Here is a 20,040-nt window from a genome sequence, read left to right as displayed (position 1 = left end):
CGTTCTTGAGAAAAATGAAAACGCCGCGATCAACTGATCGCGGCGTTGGCCTTCATACGAATCACATTGGCGGCGCTGGCTGAGCCGTCCTGCCAAAACGACAACTCGGTGTACTGCTGGAACAAGTCCGGCGGCAGGATGGTGCGCCGCGACTGCAAGCGCACCTTGGGCTGGACCTTGTGCAAGCCGGCAACGCCCAGCGCCTCGTCGAATGCCGGCGCGTCGTAGGCGAGGTTGTCGAAGTCATGCTCAAACCACGGCTCGCCGATAAAATCGTAGACCAGCCGCATGACCCGCTCCGGGGCTTGGCTGAGCAAGTCGTAATCGACGATCAGCAAAGAATCGGCATGCTCACCGTAATAGGCTTCCTTGAGCGCAGCCCAGGCAAACCCGACCAGACGGTTGCGCTGGGCCAGGGTTTCACAGCGGCTGTAGACCGTGTTGCGCTCGACGTCATCGCCAAACAGCTTGGTGTTTTCGAAGGGATTGGCGCGATACAGGCGTTCCAGGCTGTCCATGATCCAGGCGACGTTGCGCACACAGGCGACGACCTTGGCCTGGGGAAACAGGTCGTGCAGCGCAGGCATGCGCGCACACCACTGGCGGTTGGTGTCGAATACCACCGGGATGGAGGCTTTGTCGGCGTAGTAGGAATCAAACAGGCCGCGCAACAGGCGACGACGGGTGTTGGCATCGATGACCGAGCCAAACTCGCTGCCGGCGCTGCACTGCGCCAGCACACCATTGAACAAAGTGCCTAAAGGGCTGCTCATGCCGGCGTGAAAACGCGGGTTCTGCAATAAAATCGCAGAGAGCAGGGTCGAGCCGGAGCGCGGCAAGCCCGAGATAAAGTGATACTGCAATCCGTTCACCACTTTGTAGGACAAAAATCCGTTTGTGGGCCGGAGCGTAGTTGAGAAACACAGTGCCGACTAGCGATCATTTGCCACTATTTTGGCATGCACCTAATACCAATTCGTGATTAGCGGCAACCGGCGGGCCGCGAAGGCTCTGGCCCGCCACACAGCACGAATAGCCGCGCCCGCGCGCCGCCGCCGTCCTGCTGCAAAAGTTCTTGCCAGCCTGGCGGAATCGGCGCGAATTCATCCGGCAGTTCGTTGCTGCTGATCAGCCAGACACGGCGGGTGTCGGGCGCTAAGGCAGACAGACGGTCAAGGTAGATGCGCCCGCCGTCCTGATCCACCAGGGTGCCGAAGCCATAGGCATTCGGCCGAGTCGGCGTGCCGTCGGGCCTGGGCGGGGTGTAAAGCTGCAGTTGGGCGTCGGTCTGGTCGTAATACACGTAGCTGAGGTACCACATCATGTCGCTGAGAACGATGCGGTCGCCTTCCTGGTAGTTGCGGTTGACGAACTCCACCGGCACGTTGAACTGATCATGCACATCCACCGTGGCATTGTTTTTCAGCCCCAGCAGCTCCACTCCGACAAACACCACGCACAACGCCGCGCCCAGCCATGCCAGGCGCGTGGGCAGGCGGTCGATGGCCAGGGCCACAAGGATCGGCAAGCCCAGGGCGTATACCGTGAGGTAGCGCTCGATAAACACCGGCGAGATGAACGACACCGCATACACCAGCAGTAGCGGCAACAGGAAGAACAGCGCCAGCAGGCGGGCCGGGTGATGGCGCTCGCGATCCTGCCAGGCGGTGGCTATCACAACGGCGATCAACAACAGCGGGAACAGCCAGAACAGCGGTCGCCAGAAGTCCACGCCTTCATCCTGAAGCGTGAACTGCCAGATCATCGACGGCACGGAGGTCAACGTGACCGGGTCTTCCCAGCCAATGTCACCGCCGACCTTGAGCTGTTCGACGTGTTGCACGAGGTCAAGCAGATTCGGCAGCCAGGGCAGGTACAACGCCACAACCAGCGCATTGGCGCACCACCACGACGGACGCAGGATCAGGCGCTGGCCGGGCGCCTGGGACGGGCACAGCAGCCCCAGATAAGCCCAGTGCACCAGCACGCACAGTGCAGTGAAGTAATGGGTATAAAAACCGGCGGCCATCAACAGCGCATAAACGACCAGGTAACGCGTGCGCGCGGGTTGGCGCACCCAGTACACCAGCGCCAGCGTGGCCCCCAGTAACCACACGGCCAGCAGCGAGTACATGCGCACTTCCTGGCTGTAGCGCACGGCGGAGGGGAACAGCGCCAGCAGCACCCCCGCCAGCACCGCAGCGCGACGGGTAGACAGTTGCCGTGTGAGCCAGACGCCCAGGCCCACCGCCAGCACGCCGGGGATCGCACTCATGCCGCGAATCGACCAGATGCCGTCGCCGAACAGTTCGATCCAGCCGCGCAGCATGAAAAAGTACAGCGGCGGGTGCACATCATGGGCGGCGTGAAACCACAGGTCGTCCAGGGCGTATTCGCTGAGCAGCAGGCTTGAGCCCTCATCGCCCCAGATCGCCGCAGCCGTCAGGCCATAAAACCGCACGGCCATGGCAAGCGCCAGGATCGGCATCCACCACAAACGGCTGAGCCAACCGGCGCCTTCCCAGGCGCTCGCAAGGCGATTGACTAAGGAAAATGCCGCCACTTTGTCGTCTTGTTCTACCACAGACCGTCGCACCTCAACTCCCCAGACACAGCCCGTTTACCGAGCAAACTCCGCACATGCGCAAACACGCGCCACTCTAGGACAAAAGCCCCGGTTTCGCTCGCTGTTTCGCAACCGCCAGGCAGCAAGCAACAACGGCGACTACGCTCTGCGATGGCGCCGGACCGATTGGCGTCCTCCCCCCTGTCTAGCCATCACAAGGATGAACGATCCATGGAAGTTTTCATCGGCACCATCCAACCCTTTGCGTTTGATTTCGCCCCCAGAGACTGGGCCCTGTGCGCCGGGCAAACCCTTGCCGTCAACCAGTACCAGGCGCTGTACGCCCTGCTCGGTGTCGTTTACGGCGGAAATGGCAGCGTCAGCTTCATGCTGCCTAACCTGCAAGGTCGAATGCCCATTGGTCAAGGCAGCGGCGCGGGGTTGTCGGCGCGCGTCATTGGCGAAATCTCCGGCACGGAATCCGTCACCGCCACCCTGCTCAACCTGCCTGCCCACACCCACGCCATGACACCACTCACCGCCACCACCTCGGTGCAACTGGCGAACACCTCCAGCAACCCGCTGACAGTACCCAGCGCTACCAACGCGTTTATCGGCGCTTCCGGCGGTGGGCCAGGCAGCGCCGCAATCTATTCAGACCAGCAGGGCGCCACGCCGGTCCCTCTGCAGGGCGTGAGCACCGCCGTGGCCGGAGGCACGATCAGTGTCGCCGGCCAGGGCCAGGCCTTAGCCACCATGAACCCTTACCTTGCGATCAATTTCAGCATTGCCTTGAACGGGCTTTTTCCGTCGCGCGATTAACCCCTGGCCGGGGCTCGCAGGCCCCGGCATCTCTGAAATGGAGCCTCACATGTTGAACCTGGTCACCCCGGAACACTTTCGACCGTTGCTTGATGGCACCGCCGTGCTTTACCTGCCCGACGGTTCGGCGCTGCCGATCCAAGTCCAAAGCCTCACCGAAACCCCCAAAGCCACCTTGCCAGGCAGCCCGCGCGGGGCCTTCAGGGTGCTGCTCGAAAGCCTTGTACCCACGGATTTCGTCGACGGCTTATGCCGTTTACCGCTGGCGGACGCCTGCCTCGAACAGGTGTTTGTGTCTCGAGAGCCCGCCATGGGCCGCGACAGCGAGCGGGGTTATTTCTGCATTGTGTTCAACTGAGACGGGTACCACACCAACCGCTGCGCGGCGGGCGTCTGTTCTTCCACCCGAAACCCCAGCGCCAGGTAATGCCGGCACGCATGGGGGTTGCTCGCCCAGACCACCGTGCTCACCGGGCACATCACCTGCGTGGCCGCCTGCTGCACCCCCTGCAATACCGCGCGGCCAAAACCCTGGCCACGCGCGGCGGGGATGAATGCCAGGTACAACACACGGATTTCATGGGGCCCGAAGTCGGCACTCAAGGCGCCGATGGGCGTGTCGAGCTTTTCGATGACATAGTGCAGCGCACCGGGGAAATGCTCGTCCAGGCCCTTTTCCTGGACCTGGAATTGCTGGGCGATCACCTCCTCGACCAGCGCCTGCTCGCCATCAATCCACTGCAGATCCGCGCGTGCCGAGCGGTAAAGGCGCTGCAAAAACGGCCCGTCGGTACTGCGTGAGGGGCGCATCGCCAGGCCCTGCGCCAGGGCGTCTTGCTTGTTCGACATTGCGTTCAACTCCTAGAACCCGCTTTCCCGTACACCCAACGCCGCCGCCCGTCGCCAGGCCACGCCCAGCACCGACTCACTGCGCCCCTGCAGCACCACCACGCCGCGCAACGGCTGACGGGGCGTTGCAATCGCTTGCAGACTTTTCAAGCGTGCGCCGTATTGCGCCTGCACCGGCTCCGGGCGCTGGTTTTCATCGCGGCGCACGGCAATCGGCCCGTGGTGGTCTGAGGTCAGCGCCTCCTGGTCCAGGTAGGCCACACCGTTGGCGTCGATATCGGTCAATTCCACCGGGATGGCCGCGTGCATCGGGTCATCGGCGATAAACCGTCCGGTTGCCCCCGGCGCCACCCGCCACAGCTCGGCCTCGGCGATGTAACCGCGCAGGCGGGCGCCTTCTTCCACCACCCGCGCCAGCGAATCCCTGGGCGACAGCCAGCGCCCCACGCTCAATTGCGGCAGCACATCGCGCACCGTGCCGGCGTGAGGCGCGCGCAGCAGCAGGCGTTCGCGCTGGGCGGCCAGGCCACGGTATTCGGCGAGGGCCTGGGACAGGCGCTGATCATTGATGCCGGCGTCCACTGCCGTTTCACTGCGCCCGGCCTGGCGGCGCATCTGCAACTGCAAAATCTCCACTTCGCGGCGCACGATGCTTTGCCGGGCGTCCAGGTCCGGTGATTCCAGCTCCATCAGCACCTGGCCCTGGGTCACCACTTGCCCGTCCACCACCCGCAAGTGCTTGACCCGCGCCGCCACCGGCGCATGCAGCGCACTGGCGCGCCCGGCTTCGAGCATGGTCGGCAGCTCCACCGCGCTGCGCCAGGGCACCACCAGCGCGAGCACCAACAGCACCAGGCCCAGGCTGCTGAGCATGACTCGCGGCGCATGGGCCTGGCTGCGTCGGCTCCACCATTGGCGCCACTCCTTGAAGATCGGCAGGCCGATAAACCACACCAGTTCCACGCCCATCAGGACGATCCCCAGCAGCTTGAAAAACAGGTGATACACCGCCAGGGCGATCCCTAAAAACAGCGCCGCGCGCCACAGCCACGCCAGGTAGCCCCACCACAATAGCCGGCGTTGCAAATTCGGCGACCACGGCTCCGGTGCCGGTTCGCCATACCCGAACAGCAGCTCGCGCAAGCGCCAGCGACACAGCGCAAAGGCGCGACCTTGCAGGTTATCCACCTCCCACCAATCGCTGATCAGAAAGTAACCATCGAAGCGCATGAACGGGTTGAGGTTGATCGCCAGGGTGGTCAGCCAGGTGGCGCTTGCCAGCATGAACGCTGCCGTGCGCGCCGGGCCGTCCGGCAGCAGCGACCAGGCCAGCAGGGCGATGCACGCCAGCAACAACTCGGCCATGACCCCACCTGCCCCGATCATCAAGCGCGCACGACGATCATTGACCCGCCAGGCGTCGCTTACGTCGGTGTAGAACATCGGCAGCAACACCATGAATGCCACGCCCATGCTCTGCACCCTGCACCCGGCGCGCTTGGCCATAAAGGCATGGCCGAATTCATGGCACAGCTTGGCAAAGAACAGCGCCACGCCAAACGCCAGGGCGCCGCCCAGGCTGAACAGATGCGGAAACGTCGCCACAAAGCGCTGCCAGTCGCGCGCGACCAGAAACACCCCAAGCGCCAAAATGATCGGCAAGCCGTAGCGCAACAGCCCAGGGCCAAAGCGCGCCAGCAGCGGCCAGGCACGGTTGAGAAACGCATCCGGTCGCCACAGCGGAATCCGGAAAAACAGGTATTGATGCAGCAGCACCTGCCACAGGCTTTGTTTACGCGCGGCAGATTTGTAGAGGTAACTGGCGCGCTGCTGCGGGTCGAGGGCGGCGATCAGGTCGTGGGCGCGCAGAAAACCCAGCAGCTCATCCACTTCACTGCCGCCCAACGCCAGGCCCGGCTCGCGGTTGGCGGCCTGCAGGACTTTTTCCGGGTCCCCCAGGGACCAGTGGCGCAGCAAGCGAATGGCGGTGGCGCCCAGTTTGAAATAGCGCCCGCGCACCGGGTCGGCCAGGGTCCAGCGCGGCGAGCCGTCCAGGGCCGCGCCGGCGCTGGACAGTTGCAGGTCTTCACGCAGTTTGGGCAAGTCCATCAGAGGCCCACGCTCTGGCGCAGGCCTGCCAGCGGCCGCCGCAACAGGTACAGCGCCAGCGGCGCGCGCTCGCCAAACAGCTTCGCCGTGCCGCGCAGGCCGATACGCGGCGGTGCTTCGTCGAATTGCGCATCCAGGCGATAGGCCAGTTGGCCACCCGGTGTGGGCTGCGCTTCATAGGCTGCCCGTTGCAAGGTCGCCAGGTGGCGATGCAAAGGGTCGCTGTCGAGGAACAGCGCTACCTGGGCGTTCGGTTCCAGGGCGATCGCATCGCCTACCGCCAGCTCAATGCGCAACTCGGCCTGGTCGGGGTCGGCAATCTGCAACAGGCGCTCGCCAGTTTGCACGGGCTTGCCGGTCCAGCGCTCAGCGTCGGCGAAGACGGCGATACCGTCGCGCTCGGCGCGCACTTCGCTGCGCTTGAGCAGTTCGCGGGCGTAATCGCGTTCGGCGCGTTTTTGCTCGACCCGGGCCGCCAGCAGGTCGATACGCGAATTCGATTCGGCATCGGCAAAAGCTCGCTGCGCGCTGGCCTTCAACTCGGCCTCGGCCACGCCCAGGGCACGCGCCGACACGTCGGCCTGGGCCGTGAGAGTGGTGCTTTCGAAACGCAGCAACAGGTCACCGGTTTTTACCGCCTGGTTGGGCTTGACCAAAAACTGTGCAATCACCCCATCCAGCGGCGCCGCCACCACCTGCCCGGCCAGCGGCACCACCTCGGCGGGCGCCAGCACGGATTGGCGCACCGGAATCAGCAGCAACAGCAACAAGGCGACCACCACCATCAGCCGGCGTTTGCGGGTCAGGCGCAACCGCCACGGCCGCTGCGGCTGCAGCGCATGCCAGGCATGGCTGCAGGTGTCGCCCAATTGCGCCAGCAACACTTGCTCGGCCGGATTCCACGGGGTATCTCGCGCCAGCCACAGGCCACCGAACACTCGGCCCTGGGGGTCGATCAACGGCAACCAGAACACCTGGCCGGCAGACAGACTTTGCCAATCCGCCCGCACCGCCTCGCTCAACTGCTCCGCCGGCACTACGCGTGCGGTCTGGGCCAGCGCCTGCTTGTGCAACTGCGCCACCGCCTGCTCGACAAAGGCCACGAACGGCGCATTCGGGTCGACGTTACTCACGGCTGTCACCGCCTGCACCTTGCCGGCGATCAACAGTGCGGCATGCCGATAGCCAAACAGCGGCTGGCTGTCATTGACCAGGCTGTAGGCCAGTTGCTCGGTGGTGCGCGCGGCGCGGGTCTGGCGTTCCAGGTCCAGAAACTGCGCAAACACCCGCTCGCTGTTGCCCGGCATCGGGGCGTTCATTGCAATTGCGCAAAGTGTGCGGTGCCACTCATGCCTGCCATCAACCCGGCGGCGTTGGGTAAAGTGGCGACCAGCAGCAGCGTCTGGCTGCCCTCGTCAATGCGCGCGCCGAGTCGTTTGACCGTGGCGCTGAACGCCTGGCCGGTTTCATCGGGGGTAAAGGTGAAGGTCTGGCCGGGCTTGAGCTTGTCCATCCAGCGTGACGGCACCAGCAGGTGGATTTCCAGGCTGCGGTTGTCGACGATTTCCAGCATCGGCGCCCCGGCCGACACGCTTTCATAGCGTTGCACCTTGCGTTGCACCACCTGGCCGTCATACGGCGCCAGCACGCTGCAACGCTTGACCTGCACCTGATAGACCTGGGACTGGGCCTGGGTTTCGCTGAGTTTGGCTTCGGCGCGGGCCACTTCAAAGCGCCCGACTGAATTGAGCGCCGCCAGCTGTTTGTTGTGGGCCAGCTCTTCACCGGCGCCACGGCTGGCAGCCTGGGCGGCATTCAGTTGCGCCTGGTAGGCCGAGCAATCGAAACGCGCCAGGGTGTCGCCCTTCTTGAACGACTCGCCCTCACTGAACGGCAGTTCGACGATGCGCCCCGACAACTCGCTGGCCAGCATCGCCTGGTCGCGGGCCCGTAACACGCCGCGCGCCTCATCAGTGCCGGCCGCAGCCGCCGGCGGGTGATCCAGCAAGGGGTCGTCCGCCATGGCGACAGGCGCCACGCCGATCACGCAGGCAACACTCAACAGCCATAGCCGCAATAGCTTCATACGATCCTCCCTGATGAAGAACGCAGTCTATGTCAGCAAGGTTAAAACGCCACTACCCTCAATCGGACAAATCCGTGATTTGTGTGAGCGTTCACCGAAGCTGGCGTCGGATCACGCTATGATTGCCGTCCTCCAAGGACCCAGGATCAAGGACACGTCATGCGCATCGGTTTTTTGTCACCTCTGGCACTGGCCCTGCTGGCCGGTATTCCCCTGACGGCCCAGGCCAGTTCCGACGACTCGTGCTACCCCGACTGGCGGGTGTCGCGTGACAGTCTCGAACCCTGCAGCAACCAACCCTTTCTCAGCCCAGGCAACGATAGCCGGGTAAACCTGCGCCTGTTGCTGGCCGACAAAAAGGCCGCACCCCTGGCGCCGAATGCCCTGAGCGAAGACGACCTGGCCCAGGGTTTCGGCCCGGTGCCGTTTCCGGTGTATCGCCTGGTGCCGGTTCCGGCCGCAGAGGACGAACCCGATAACCAAGCGGACGATTCGCGCACCGCCGAGCTCGACACCCTGCTCGCGCCGCTGGGCATCAAGCGTGAGGAGTACAAGACTGCAGGCGAAGCATTTCTCGATGGCGAAGGCAGCCGCTGCCGCAGCAACGCTGATGACAGCGCCACCGCGTTTATCAGCCAGGTGATCAAGGCCGATATGCCGCCCGCCGAGCGCGACCTGCTGGTGAAAGCACGTCTGCAGCTGCTGACCACCTGTGACTGGGACGGCCAGGTGGTGGATGCGCAGCTGACCCCTTCGGCCAGCGCCCAACTGTTTCGCACTTATCTGCAGGCCGCCGCTGACTTCTACAGCGGCCGCTTCGGTAACGCCGAGCGCGGTTTCGCCGCCGCCGCTACCAGCGATGTGCCCTGGCTGAAGGAAACCGCGCTGTACATGGCCGCGCGCACCTCGCTGAACCAAGCCCAGGCCGAAGCCTTCGACGAATACGGTGTGCCCCAGCGCGAGCATGTGGACAAGGCCGCGTTGAGCGACGCCGAAGAAGGCTTTCTCGGCTACCTGAAAACCTACCCGCAGGGCGCTTACGTCGCGTCCGCCCGTGGCCTGCTGCGCCGGGTGCATTGGCTGGCGAATGACGAGACCAAGCTCGCCGCAGACTTCACCTGGCAATTCACCGAAGCCAGCGACGCCCAGCGCAATGTGAGCGTGGACGCGTTGGTGGAAGAAGCCGACCTCAAATTGCTGATGGCCAGCAACCAGGCGGCCAACAGCCCGATGCTGCAACTGGTCAGCGACCTGATGGCCATGCGTGCCCATACCCCGCCCCTGTTGAGTCGCGAAGCCCTCGACAAGCAAAAGAGCACCTTCGCCAACGAGCCGGCCTTGTTCGACTACCTGCAAGCGGCGTATGCCCTGTATGTCGAGCATCAACCCGACACGGCCCTGAAGCACCTGCCGACGGGCCTGCCGCCAAACCTGGATTACTTCGCCTTCAGCCAGCAGACCCTGCGCGCCCTGGCCCTGGAAGCCAAGCAAGACTGGAAAGGCGCCGAAACGCTGTGGCTGCAACTGCTGCCGCTGGCCAAGCAACCGCTGCAACGCGACCAATTGGAGCTGGCGCTGGCGATGAACTACGAGCGCAGCGGCCAACTGGCCAAGGTGTTCGCCGCCGACTCGCCGATCAGTGCCAGGCAGGTGCGCTACATCCTGCTGCGCAACGTGGCCGGTCCCGACCTGTTGCGCCAGCAGATCGCCAAGGCCAACGACCCCACTGAACGCCAGACCGCCCAATTCGTGCTGCTCTACAAAGACCTGCTGCACCGCCAGTTCGCGACCTTCGCCGACGACCTCAAGCAGGCCTCGCTGTCTGACGACAAACTCGGCACCAGCCTGGGTTACACCTACAGCGGCGGGCAAAGCCTGAAGCTGTTCCAGTGGAACGGTGACAAGGCCGAATCCGGCTATGCCTGCCCGAGCGTCGCGCAAACCGCCGCGACCTTGCAAAGCGACGCAAAAAACCCGCAAGCCCTCAACTGCCTGGGGGAATTTATCCTGCGCAATGGCCTGGACGGCATGCCGCTGGAGCAAGCCCGCGCCACCGGCAGCCTTGGCAGCACCGCCTCGAAGTTCAAAGGTGAAACCTTCTCGCGCCTGGACGGCTACCAGCAGGTGATCGCCAATGCCAAGGCGCCCAAAACCGACCGGGCCTACGCACTGTTTCGCGCGATCAATTGCTACGCGCCGGCCGGCTACAACAGCTGCGGCGGCGAAGACGTGGCGCCGGGCGTGCGCAAAGGCTGGTTCCGCCAGCTCAAGAGCGGTTTCGCCGACACCCAGTGGGGCAAATCGCTGCAGTACTACTGGTGAAAACCCTGTGGCTGGGCCTGCTGTTGCTGGCAAGCCCAGCCTTCGGCGCCGTAGACGCCCGTGACTACGACGCCTTCTGGCTGTGGAGCGGCGTCGCGCCCCAGCCGGTGCTCAAGCAGGCCAAGACCCTGTACATCCTGCAGGGCCAGATCAACTCCACCCGCCGCGCGCCGCAACGCGGTGTGCAACTGATCGCCCAGGGCATGAACGTGCCGCGCATTACCCAGGGCGACATCTGGGTGGTCTACCGCGCCCATACTCTGCGATGGCCGAAGCAGGTCTACACCCAACTGCTTGGCCAGGTGCAACGCTGGCGCGAGGCGGGCAACCCGGTGGTCGGCATCCAGATCGACTTCGACGCCCGTACCCAGTACCTGCACGAATACGCGGCCTTCCTGCGCGACCTGCGCCAACGCCTGCCGGCCGACCTGCGCTTGAGCATCACCGGCCTGATGGACTGGAGCAGCAACGCCGACCCCGCCGCCATCGCCCAGCTCAAGGGCGTGGTGGATGAAGTGGTGGTACAGACCTATCAAGGGCGGCACAGCATCCCCGACTACGCCGCGTATTTGCCCCGCATGAACCGGCTGGGCGTGCCGTTCAAGGTCGGCCTGATTCAGGGCGGGGACTGGCAAGCGCCGGAGTATTTACAGGGGAGTGAGTGGTTTCGGGGGTATGTGGTGTTTTTGCAGAATCGTTGACAGGGAGGCTGGCTTTATGCAAGAAAGTGTCCTCTGTCCGCGGACAGAGGACAATAACTTTTGGGGCCATATGAAAAGTCAAGACATTGTAGTCCTGTTCAAACTGATCAGCCTCGAACTACAGGCCAAAGGGGAGCGCGTAAAAAAACGGGTGTTCTCTGTTGAAAAAGAGACCGCGTCCCTCGGTTTTCAAAGTCTTCCGACCTATATTGAAAACTTCGAAACCGTACAACTTTCAACAATGGATGACTGGCGCGGGTGGGATGACGCAGACGAGGATTCTGAAGAGCACGCTTCACAAAACTACTCTGTGAGAGCTCTGTCCTCAGCGTTGGGTCTGAGCAAAACCGAAGTGTCTTCCTCCCTGAATCGTTGCAGGGAAATCGGCTTGATTTATACAAGGCACATCGATGGAATCCCGCTGGTAAGAAGCACAGCGCTGCTCGATTTAGTTACGCACAGCATTCGCTATATTTTTCCGGTTAAGCTTGGCGCTATCGTCCGAGGCATTCCAACGGCCTTTGCCGCACCGGTATTGGCAGGCAAAGTGATGAGCGGGGGCGACCTTATTCCCGTCTGGCCAGATGCCTACGGAAAAAGCAAAGGGCAGGCAATTACACCGTTGTACAAAACCGTTCCCGGCGCCGTGAAGAAAGACGAGCTTCTCTACCATTTCCTGGCCCTCGTTGATGCCATCCGCATCGGCGGACCGCGTGAGACCAAAGTCGCCGACGCCATGCTGCGGGAGTGGATACTGTGACGTCCAACCGAACAATGATGCTGCAAATGCTGGAGGAGGTTGCCGAGGCCTTGGGCGAAGAGTTATGCGAGCAAGTTGCCTTTGTCGGTGGATGCACCACTGTCTTGCTTATCACTGATGAATACACATTGGAGTCGATTCGCGGTACCGATGATGTGGACCTGGTCATTCATCTGACAGGCACCGCTGATTGGTATCGGCTGGAAGAAAAACTCAAACCTCGAGGTTTCAAAAATACTGGCCAAGACTCGGTAACCTGCCGTTTACGACTGGGCCAGTTGAAAGTCGACTTCATGCCGACGCAGGAGAGCGTCCTAGGCTTCGCCAATACTTGGTTCGTGGGCGGGTTAGAACGCGCGATTGGCTACACCCTGCCCAACGGAACGCGGATCAGAGTGTTCGCCGCACCTTGGTTCCTCGCAGCCAAATTGCAGGCTTATCAGGGGCGCGGTCATGGTGATGTACTGATGTCCAACGACATTGAGGACATCATCGCCCTGCTGGATGGCAGGGAAGAACTCATCGAAGAAGTGAAACTAGCGCCTCACGAACTGCGGCATTTCGTGAGCGAACAATTTACGGCACTGCTTGCGTTACCCGCATTTGAGGACGTGATCCAAAGCACCGCCCAGGATCCAGCTCGTGCGGCGTTGATTCACGAACGACTGACCGCGTTGATTGGATTCGGAGCAACCGCTTGATTCTGCAATTGAGCTTGAGTCGACAAGGAACCGATAGGATAGAGAACCGCGATGTCAGCGGCTCGGCACACAATGCTGGCGCATACCTCTACGTGATTGCCGACGGCACTTCAAAACCAAAGAGTGGCGAATTGGCAAGCGCTTTGAGTCACCACCTGCTTGAGTGTTTTCGCCATGCGCAACCCGTTGTGGTGTCTTGTCCTGAACACGCCCTGACGCTAGTGCTTACTTCCCTCGACGAAGTGCATTCAAACATTTGTCCAGACTTTCCATTGGCGTCCACCAGCTACCTTGTATTGCTGGTAGTCGGTCACACAGCTATCTCCATTCACGCAGGTGATTGCTGCCTGGGTCATCTGGAGAAATCGCAATGCCTTAACTGGGTGAGTTCACCTCACTGCGGTCCAAACTGGAAAGGCGACCTGAGCCATTCATTCATCGCCAACTCCCCAGCTCGTAAAACACTGCTCAACTGCATGAGCCACCGGCGGGCCCACGAGCCTCACATTCAATCCGTGCAGATTGCCCAAGACACCCTATGGATCATGGCGACAGATGGATTCTGGGCCGAACTCTCAGCCGAGGACCAATTCAAGGCCATCATGGAACGCACCCTTGACGGGTGCATAGCCGAAGACGACGTCACGTTCATGTTAATGCGCACGTAAATACGTAATTACCAGTCGCAGGTCACGCTCGACACAGCCTTTCGCCCTTCGTCGTAGTAGCAATCCAAATTACTGGTGCGCTGCGAGACGTAGGTGTTGTTGGTATACCCGACTTCCCACAGTCATCAGTGAACGGCGTGCAACGGATACACCGACTCCCAGCCGCCACCCAACGCTTTGTACAAGCCCACCATCGCCAGCGACACACCGGTAGAGCTTTCCACCCACTGTTCCTGGGTCGCCAGCAGCGCGCTTTGCACGGTGAGCACGTTGACGAAATCCGCCACGCCTTCGACGTACTGGTGTTGTGCGGTGGTCAGGGCGATCTGGTTCTGGCGCACGGCTTCGGCGAGGCTGTCGCGGCGCAGTTGGCTGGCGTTGTAGCGGGTCAACTGGTCGTCGATTTCATGCCAGGCGCGCAGCACGGTTTGCTGGTAGGCCAGCGCCGCTTCCTGTTGCTGGGCTTCGCGCAGATTCACCATGCCTTGCAGGCGCCCGCCGTTGAACAGCGGCAGGCTGAACTGCGGGCCGAAGGCAAAGGCGCGTGAGCCCCAGGAGCCGAGATCCGAGAGCTGCATGGCCTGGGAGCCGAGGCTGCCGGACAGGGTGATGCGCGGGTAGAAATCGCCCTTGGCCACGCCGATGCTGGCGGTGGCAGCGTGCAAGCGGGCTTCGGCCTGACGGATGTCCGGGCGGCGCTCGGCCAGTTCCGACGGCAGGCCGATAGCGACCTGGCGCTGGGTCTGCGGCACGGCGGCGTCCTTGGACAGTTGCGCGTGCAGGGCTTGCGGAGGCTCGCCCATCAGCAGGCTCAGGGCGTTGATCAACTGGTCCTGGCGCTGCTGCAAATCCGGCAGGCGCGCTTCGATGGCGGCGACCTGGGCGGCGGCTTCGGCCACGTCCAGGTCGGTCGCCACGCCATCGGCCAGGCGCAGTTGCGAAAGCTTGAGGCTGTGGCGGGCGACGTCGAGGTTCTGCTCGGTGACGGCGCGGGTGTTTTGTACGCCGCGCAGTTGGATGTAGTCCTGGGCGGTCTCGGCCAGCACCGACAGCAACACGGCGCGGCGGTCGTTTTCGGCGATTTCCAGGGTGGCGTCGGCGGCTTCGGTCTCACGCTTGACCCGGCCCCAGAAGTCCACTTCCCAAGCGGCGGAAAAGCCCATGTCCCATTGGTTGAACGCCGAGCGGCCGTTCTCGCCGGAGGGGTCGTTCAAGCCTTTGCCACTGTTGCGCTTACGCTGGTAAGCGCCGCCCGCGTCGACGTTGGGGTAACGCTCGGCGGTGGTTACCTGGCGCACGGCGCGACTTTGTTGCAGGCGGCTGCTGGCCAGTTTCAGGTCGAGGTTATCGCTGAGGGCGCGGCGTGTGAGGGCCGACAGTTGCTCGTCGTGGAATACGTCCCACCAGCGCTCTTGCAACGGGTCACTGGTGGCGCGACTGGCCGCCTGACGCCCCTGGGGCTCAGTCCATTGGGCCACAGACGGACCCTGCGGCCGCTGGAAATCCGGGCCGACGGTGCAAGCGCTCAAACTGATCAGGCTCAGGGTGAGCCAGGCGAGATGTCTCATTGCTGGGCCACCTCATGTTGTTGCGCGGCGGCGTGGGTGTCGACGCTGGCTTCCACCGACATCCCTACGCGCAAGCGTTCGGTCAGCGGTTGGTTTGGCTCAAGCACAATCTTCACCGGAATACGCTGCACCACCTTGGTGAAGTTACCGGTGGCATTGTCCGGCTTGACCGAGGCAAAGGTCACCCCCGTGGCAGGCGCCAGGCTTTCCAGATGGCCGTTGAGCAACTCGCCATCGAGGCTGTCGACCCGCACCTGCACGGCCTGGCCGGCCTGCATGTGCGACAGTTGCGTCTCCTGGAAATTGGCCACGACATAGGCTTGGGCCAGCGGCACCACGGCAAGGATTTTGCTGCCCGGCGTGACATAGGCGCCCACCCGTACCGCACGCTCACCGACCATGCCGTCCACCGGCGCGACGATGCGGGTGTAGGACAGCTGATAACTGGCCATTTCCAGCGCGGCCTGTGCACGCTTGAGACCGCCTTCGGCAGCGTCACGCTGGGCGGTGAGAATTTCCACTTGCTTGCGTTCGGCTGCCAGCACCGCCGTGGATTTGGCCAGGCGCGCAGTGGCCTGGTCGATGCGGGTCTTGGCTTGCTGGGCGTTCTGCACGGTGCCCGCGCCGACGCCGGCGAGGTGGTTGTAGCGGTTCAGTTCGTGTTCGGCAAACGCCACTTCGGCGCGATCGGCCGCCACGGTGGCTTGGGCCTGGGCGATCACCGAGCTTTGGCGTTCAAGGGTCGCGGTGGCGTTTTTCAGTTGGGCCTGGGCGACCAGGGTGTCGGCGTCGGCGGCCTGGGCGGCAGCGCGAAAGTCACGGTCGTCGATCAGCGCCAACAGTTGGCCGGCTTTGACGCGCTGGTTGTCTTCCACCAGCACGTCCTTGATGAACCCGGCAACGCGGGGTGCAACCAGGGTGAAATCGGCGGCGACGAAGGCGTCGTTGGTGGTCTGGCGCTGGCTGCCCAGGATGCCCGGCGCAACCAGATACACCAGCACGCCCACGGCAAATACGGCGATGACGGAGACGGCAATTTTGTCTTTGCGTTTCATGAGAAATCCTTGGGGTCAGGTCGGTGCGCGAGGCGGAAAAATCCGCGTGGGCATCCAGAAAATCAGCAGGATCAACGCCACCGCGACACCGGCCATGACGACATACAGATCCGAAGAGGTGAGCACCACGGTCTGCTCGTGCAGGCGGTGCGCCAGGCCCGGCGCGTCGCCGTCGGCCAGGGGCGAGTTGCCCAGGCGGTCCACCAGCATGGTCGAGTGGAAATGCCCGCGCTGGGTGGTCAGCGTATCCAGCACCGCCGTGGCGATCACGGCGGACAGACCCTTGACGGTGTTGAACCACGCCGAGGCGAACGGCCCTTCGATAGGTTGAATGCTGCCGGTGGACAGCATCAGCAACGGCAGAACCGCCATCGGTTGACCAAAGATCTGCAGCAGGTACCAGCCATAAAAGTCATCGCGGATCCACGCCGAGGTCAGGTGCGAACTGCCGATGCAGCACAACGCCAACATGCCCAGCCCCATGCCCAGCACCCAGCGGCAATCGATCCAGCGCAGATTGCACAGCGCCGCCACCAGCGGCAGCGCGATCAACTGCGGCAGCGCCATCAGCAGCATCACCGGCGCGGTTTGCAGCGGCCGGTAGCCCTGGACCTGGGCGAGAAAACTCGAGGGGATGATGATCACCGAGGTCAGCACCATCAACACCCCGGCCAGTACGATCAAGGCGAACGACAAGTTGCGCAGGCCGAGCATCTGCAGCTTGAAGAATGGCAGCGGCTGCGACCATTCGTTGAGCATGAACAGCACCAGCAGCAGCGCGCCGCCACTGAGCAAAAAGGTGATCAGGCCCGACTCGAACCAGTCCAGGCGATTGCCTTGCAACAGGCCGATCACCAGCATGCAGATCGCCGGAAAACCCAACAGCAGACCACGCCAGTTGAACTGTTTGAAGCGTTCCAGGCGCAGCGGATCCTGCGGCAAGCCGTAGGCCACGGCGGCCATCGCCAACAGGCACGGCCCGACGATCTGCCAGAACGCCCATTGCCAGCCGACGTATTCGGTCCACAGCGCCGCCAATGGCGTGCCCAGGCTCGGGCCGAAAGTGGCGGTCAGTGCATAGCCGGCCAACCCGTACAATTTGACGTTGGCGGGCAGGAAACGCAGCGCCACGGTCATCAGCATCGGCGGCAACGCGCCACCGGCCAGGCCTTGCACGGTGCGCAGCAGCAACAGGCTTTCGTAGTTCGGTGCAAACGGGCACAGGATGCCGAGCAGCGTGAACACGCCGATGGCGCCCAGGGTGAAACGGCGCAGGGAGAGCGTTACCGCGCACCACGGCGCGAATGCCATGGCTGCGACGGAAGTGGCGGTGTACGCCGCGACCAGCCAGGTGCCTTCGTCAAAGCCGATGTACAGCGCACCCCGGATATCGGCGAGGGCGACCTTGGCCACCATCTCATTGAGGCCAGACACCAGCACCGCCAGCAACACGCCGACCAGGCCGATGATGATGCGCGGGCCGAACACCGGAGGGCTGGGCGCAGTGGGTTTGGCTGCGGCCTCGAAGGCGGGGGCAGCGAGGGAAGTCATGGACAGGTAACTCGGAATGGAAATACCCGAGTAGTTTAATCAGGCAAATGCATGACAAAAAGTGACTTGTTGGCAGGTTATAAGTGCGCCAGGCGCAATCCACCGGGTAATGCAGGGCTTTTAATGTGGGAGGGGGCTTGCCCTAATGCCGGTCAGTTAAGAAGTAGCAGGAGCGAGAACTAACTTGTGGCGAGGGAGCTTGCTCCCGCTGGGGCGCGAAGCGGCCCCAAACAATGGGACTGCTGCGCAGTCCAGCGGGAGCAAGCTCCCTCGCCACAGGTTCGGTGTCGCCTTAACTGACTGGCATTAGGGCTTGCCCCCTCCCACATTTGATTTCAGCCCGGCTGGGCTTCCAGCCAGGTGGCGTGGCAGCTCTCGCGCATGGTCTCGCGCAGCCATTTGTGCGCCGGGTCTTTGTCGAAACGCGGGTGCCAGGATTGCGCCAATACCAGGGTCGGCAGCGAAATCGGCAGGGCGAACGAGCGCAGCGGCAGCTTCAGCCGCCGGGCGCTCAGGAGGGCTTCTTTGGGCACCGGCAGCAGCAGGTCGGAGTCGGGCAGCATGAACATCGCGCCGTGAAAGCCGGGAGCGATCATTGCCACGTGACGCTCCAGGCCCTGGGCATTCAAGGCGGTATCGATAGGCCCACGGGCGATGCCGCGTCGCGAAATGCTGATGTGGGAATAGCTGGCAAACCGAGCGGCGGTGATCTCTTCGTCGAACAGCGGGTGATCTTCCCGGGCCAGGCCGACAAACGTGGTCGAGAACAGGTTCTGCACCTTCACTTCAGGCCCGGCCGGCATGGTATTGCTCACCCGCAGGTCCAACCGCCCTTCGCGCAGCGCTTCATCGTCGGTGTCGCCTTCGGGCACGAAGCGCAGTTCGCAGAACGGCGCCGCGCGTTGCAGGGTGTCGAACAGCCGACCGCCATACACACCGATGAAAAAGTCATTGGCGCGCACGCTGAAGCGGCGGCGCAAAGTGCTCAAATCGACCTGGTCCGCCGAGCGAAACAACAACGCCGCCTGCTCCACCACGTTGCGCACCTGGCCTTGCAGCTCAAGCGCCTTGGGCGTCGGCACCAGGCCGCGGCCGGCGCGCACCAGGATCGGATCGCCCACCGCCTCGCGGATACGCGTGAGGGTACGGCTCATGGCCGCCGGGCTCAGGTTCATCCGTCGCGCGGCGCCCACCACGCTGCCTTCATCGAGCAAGGCGTCGAGCGCGACCAGCAGGTTCATGTCGGGTAGTTGCATGCCAAGCACTCGTGTTCGATGGGGAGTGAACTGGGCGCAATCCTAGCAGGCTTTTGCGATTCAGAACGGCGCGTCGCCCTGGATGGTGGTGCGGAACAACTTGCGGCGCAGATGGCTCGGGCAGCCGGCCGCCAGGTGGATCAGCGAGCGGTTGTCCCAGAACACCAAGTCATGGGGCTGCCACTGGTGCCGGTAGATGTTTGCCGGCAGCACGCTGTGGGCGTAGAGCTGGGCCAGCAGGTCGCGGCTTTCGTCCTCTGGCAGGCCGACGATGCGGGTGGTGAAGCCTTCGCTGACGAACAGTGCCTTGCGGCCGTTTTCAGGGTGAGTGCGCACGATGGGGTGCTCCACTTCGGCCACTTGGGCGAGCTGTTCAGGGGTCAGGGTGGGACGCCAGTTGCCCTCGAATTTGCTCTCGCTGTAACGCGCGGTATAGGAATGCGCGGCGCGGCGCCCTTCGACGGCGTTGCGCAGGTGCTCGGGCAGTTGCTCCCAGGCTTTGTGCATGTCAGCAAACAGCGTGTCGCCGCCTTCGGACGGCAGTTCCTGGGCATGCAGCATCGAGCCCAGGCTGGGCAGCTCTTTGTACGACAGGTCCGAGTGCCAGAACTTGCCCGCGTCGCCCAGGCCGATGGATTGGCCGTTTTCGATGATGTTGGAGACGATCAGGATCTCCGGGTGATTGGCCAGCAGGAACTGTTTGAGCACATGGATTTGCAGCACGCCAAAGCGGCGGCTGAAGGCGATCTGTTGTTCGGGGGTGATGCGTTGGTCGCGGAACACGATGACGTGGTGGTCCAGGTGTGCGCGATGGATGCGGGCGAATTCCCGGTCGTTGACGGGTTGGGATAGATCCAGGCCGATGACTTCGGCGCCGACACTGCCGGGGAAGGGGCGGATGTCGAAGGTTTGGTAGATGGTGGACATTGGATTCACTTCCGGCAGACAGGGGAGTGAATTTATAGGTCTAAGAATGGAAGTTTAAATACTGTTAGGGCATATCCATATGCTTTGGGTGATGCTGAT

General features: G+C 63.0%; 18 protein-coding genes. 7 read left to right on the top strand and 11 right to left on the bottom strand.

The features are described 5' to 3' along the window. Window positions 1-29: 29 nt before the first annotated feature. Window positions 30-872 (bottom strand): sulfotransferase, encoded by an 843-nt coding sequence (locus C4J84_RS00755; RefSeq protein WP_124372365.1) that lies wholly within the window; start codon window positions 870-872, stop codon window positions 30-32. Window positions 873-982: 110 nt separating this feature from the next. Then, window positions 983-2,596 (bottom strand): glycosyltransferase family 39 protein, encoded by a 1,614-nt coding sequence (locus C4J84_RS00750; RefSeq protein WP_124369128.1) that lies wholly within the window; start codon window positions 2,594-2,596, stop codon window positions 983-985. A 201-nt stretch (window positions 2,597-2,797) separates the two neighbouring features. On the opposite strand from C4J84_RS00750, the gene C4J84_RS00745 reads away from it, so the two are divergent. After that, on the top strand, window positions 2,798-3,388 hold the full coding sequence (locus C4J84_RS00745) for a phage tail protein (RefSeq protein ID WP_124360699.1): 591 nt from the start codon (window positions 2,798-2,800) through the stop codon (window positions 3,386-3,388). Between the two features lie 49 nt (window positions 3,389-3,437). Continuing rightward, complete coding sequence (locus tag C4J84_RS00740) at window positions 3,438-3,746, top strand: hypothetical protein (RefSeq protein WP_124360698.1); 309 nt, start codon at window positions 3,438-3,440, stop codon at window positions 3,744-3,746. Here the strand turns inward: C4J84_RS00740 and C4J84_RS00735 are convergent. Genes C4J84_RS00735 through C4J84_RS00720 form a run of 4 tightly spaced genes read right to left on the bottom strand, consistent with a single transcriptional unit; the run spans window position 3,722 to window position 8,432 of the window. Beyond that, window positions 3,722-4,237: a GNAT family N-acetyltransferase gene (locus C4J84_RS00735; protein ID WP_124369127.1), complete on the bottom strand. Its 516-nt coding sequence runs from the start codon at window positions 4,235-4,237 to the stop codon at window positions 3,722-3,724. The genes C4J84_RS00740 and C4J84_RS00735 overlap by 25 nt on opposite strands. A 12-nt stretch (window positions 4,238-4,249) precedes the next feature. Next, window positions 4,250-6,346, bottom strand: coding sequence for an HlyD family efflux transporter periplasmic adaptor subunit (locus tag C4J84_RS00730; RefSeq protein ID WP_124369126.1), 2,097 nt, complete (start codon window positions 6,344-6,346; stop codon window positions 4,250-4,252). Continuing rightward, window positions 6,346-7,665: an efflux RND transporter periplasmic adaptor subunit gene (locus tag C4J84_RS00725; protein WP_124369125.1), complete on the bottom strand. Its 1,320-nt coding sequence runs from the start codon at window positions 7,663-7,665 to the stop codon at window positions 6,346-6,348. Before C4J84_RS00725 ends, C4J84_RS00730 begins: the two co-directional genes overlap by 1 nt. Then, complete coding sequence (locus C4J84_RS00720; protein WP_124365333.1) at window positions 7,662-8,432, bottom strand: efflux RND transporter periplasmic adaptor subunit; 771 nt, start codon at window positions 8,430-8,432, stop codon at window positions 7,662-7,664. Before C4J84_RS00720 ends, C4J84_RS00725 begins: the two co-directional genes overlap by 4 nt. 159 nt (window positions 8,433-8,591) lie before the next feature. On the opposite strand from C4J84_RS00720, the gene C4J84_RS00715 reads away from it, so the two are divergent. From C4J84_RS00715 to C4J84_RS00695, 5 genes are all read left to right on the top strand, one after another. After that, complete coding sequence (locus C4J84_RS00715; protein WP_124369124.1) at window positions 8,592-10,754, top strand: outer membrane assembly lipoprotein YfiO; 2,163 nt, start codon at window positions 8,592-8,594, stop codon at window positions 10,752-10,754. Next, window positions 10,751-11,455: a DUF3142 domain-containing protein gene (locus C4J84_RS00710; RefSeq protein ID WP_124369123.1), complete on the top strand. Its 705-nt coding sequence runs from the start codon at window positions 10,751-10,753 to the stop codon at window positions 11,453-11,455. The genes C4J84_RS00715 and C4J84_RS00710 overlap by 4 nt, the downstream gene beginning before the upstream one ends. 70 nt (window positions 11,456-11,525) lie before the next feature. Continuing rightward, the gene (locus C4J84_RS00705; RefSeq protein ID WP_124372364.1) at window positions 11,526-12,215 is read left to right on the top strand and encodes a hypothetical protein; all 690 of its coding nucleotides are present in this window, start codon (window positions 11,526-11,528) and stop codon (window positions 12,213-12,215) included. Window positions 12,216-12,229: 14 nt separating this feature from the next. Continuing rightward, a complete protein-coding gene (locus tag C4J84_RS00700) occupies window positions 12,230-12,916 on the top strand; it encodes a hypothetical protein (protein ID WP_124372363.1) in 687 nt (228 codons plus the stop codon). Then, entirely contained in the window at window positions 12,913-13,584 is a 672-nt protein-coding gene (locus tag C4J84_RS00695; protein ID WP_124369122.1) for a protein phosphatase 2C family protein, read from the top strand. The genes C4J84_RS00700 and C4J84_RS00695 overlap by 4 nt, the downstream gene beginning before the upstream one ends. 125 nt (window positions 13,585-13,709) lie before the next feature. Here the strand turns inward: C4J84_RS00695 and C4J84_RS00690 are convergent, their stop codons facing one another. From C4J84_RS00690 to C4J84_RS00670, 5 genes are all read right to left on the bottom strand, one after another. Continuing rightward, a complete protein-coding gene (locus tag C4J84_RS00690; protein ID WP_124369121.1) occupies window positions 13,710-15,152 on the bottom strand; it encodes an efflux transporter outer membrane subunit in 1,443 nt (480 codons plus the stop codon). Beyond that, window positions 15,149-16,207, bottom strand: coding sequence for an HlyD family secretion protein (locus tag C4J84_RS00685; RefSeq protein WP_124365327.1), 1,059 nt, complete (start codon window positions 16,205-16,207; stop codon window positions 15,149-15,151). The genes C4J84_RS00690 and C4J84_RS00685 overlap by 4 nt, the downstream gene beginning before the upstream one ends. Before the next feature lie 15 nt (window positions 16,208-16,222). Then, window positions 16,223-17,758 carry an MFS transporter gene (locus C4J84_RS00680; protein WP_124369120.1) on the bottom strand — a complete coding sequence of 512 codons (1,536 nt, stop codon included), beginning with the start codon at window positions 17,756-17,758 and terminating at the stop codon, window positions 16,223-16,225. A 335-nt stretch (window positions 17,759-18,093) separates the two neighbouring features. After that, on the bottom strand, window positions 18,094-19,014 hold the full coding sequence (locus C4J84_RS00675) for a LysR family transcriptional regulator (protein WP_124369119.1): 921 nt from the start codon (window positions 19,012-19,014) through the stop codon (window positions 18,094-18,096). A gap of 60 nt (window positions 19,015-19,074) precedes the next feature. Next, the gene (locus C4J84_RS00670) at window positions 19,075-19,941 is read right to left on the bottom strand and encodes a TauD/TfdA family dioxygenase (RefSeq protein ID WP_124369118.1); all 867 of its coding nucleotides are present in this window, start codon (window positions 19,939-19,941) and stop codon (window positions 19,075-19,077) included. Between the last annotated feature and the right edge of the window lie 99 nt (window positions 19,942-20,040).

Source organism: Pseudomonas sp. R11-23-07, from assembly GCF_003852295.1.
Classification (GTDB): Bacteria; Pseudomonadota; Gammaproteobacteria; order Pseudomonadales; family Pseudomonadaceae; genus Aquipseudomonas.
This window is presented reverse-complemented; position numbering and strand designations above follow the sequence as displayed.

Coding starts and splice junctions, on each gene's coding strand:
- C4J84_RS00735 (WP_124369127.1), bottom strand. CDS start 4,237: ATGTCGAACAAGCAAGACGCCCTGGCGCAGGGCCTGGCGATGCGCCCC.
- C4J84_RS00670 (WP_124369118.1), bottom strand. CDS start 19,941: ATGTCCACCATCTACCAAACCTTCGACATCCGCCCCTTCCCCGGCAGT.
- C4J84_RS00745 (WP_124360699.1), top strand. CDS start 2,798: ATGGAAGTTTTCATCGGCACCATCCAACCCTTTGCGTTTGATTTCGCC.
- C4J84_RS00740 (WP_124360698.1), top strand. CDS start 3,438: ATGTTGAACCTGGTCACCCCGGAACACTTTCGACCGTTGCTTGATGGC.
- C4J84_RS00720 (WP_124365333.1), bottom strand. CDS start 8,432: ATGAAGCTATTGCGGCTATGGCTGTTGAGTGTTGCCTGCGTGATCGGC.
- C4J84_RS00685 (WP_124365327.1), bottom strand. CDS start 16,207: ATGAAACGCAAAGACAAAATTGCCGTCTCCGTCATCGCCGTATTTGCC.
- C4J84_RS00680 (WP_124369120.1), bottom strand. CDS start 17,758: ATGACTTCCCTCGCTGCCCCCGCCTTCGAGGCCGCAGCCAAACCCACT.
- C4J84_RS00675 (WP_124369119.1), bottom strand. CDS start 19,014: ATGCAACTACCCGACATGAACCTGCTGGTCGCGCTCGACGCCTTGCTC.
- C4J84_RS00690 (WP_124369121.1), bottom strand. CDS start 15,152: ATGAGACATCTCGCCTGGCTCACCCTGAGCCTGATCAGTTTGAGCGCT.
- C4J84_RS00705 (WP_124372364.1), top strand. CDS start 11,526: ATGAAAAGTCAAGACATTGTAGTCCTGTTCAAACTGATCAGCCTCGAA.
- C4J84_RS00715 (WP_124369124.1), top strand. CDS start 8,592: ATGCGCATCGGTTTTTTGTCACCTCTGGCACTGGCCCTGCTGGCCGGT.
- C4J84_RS00700 (WP_124372363.1), top strand. CDS start 12,230: ATGATGCTGCAAATGCTGGAGGAGGTTGCCGAGGCCTTGGGCGAAGAG.
- C4J84_RS00730 (WP_124369126.1), bottom strand. CDS start 6,346: ATGGACTTGCCCAAACTGCGTGAAGACCTGCAACTGTCCAGCGCCGGC.
- C4J84_RS00725 (WP_124369125.1), bottom strand. CDS start 7,665: ATGAACGCCCCGATGCCGGGCAACAGCGAGCGGGTGTTTGCGCAGTTT.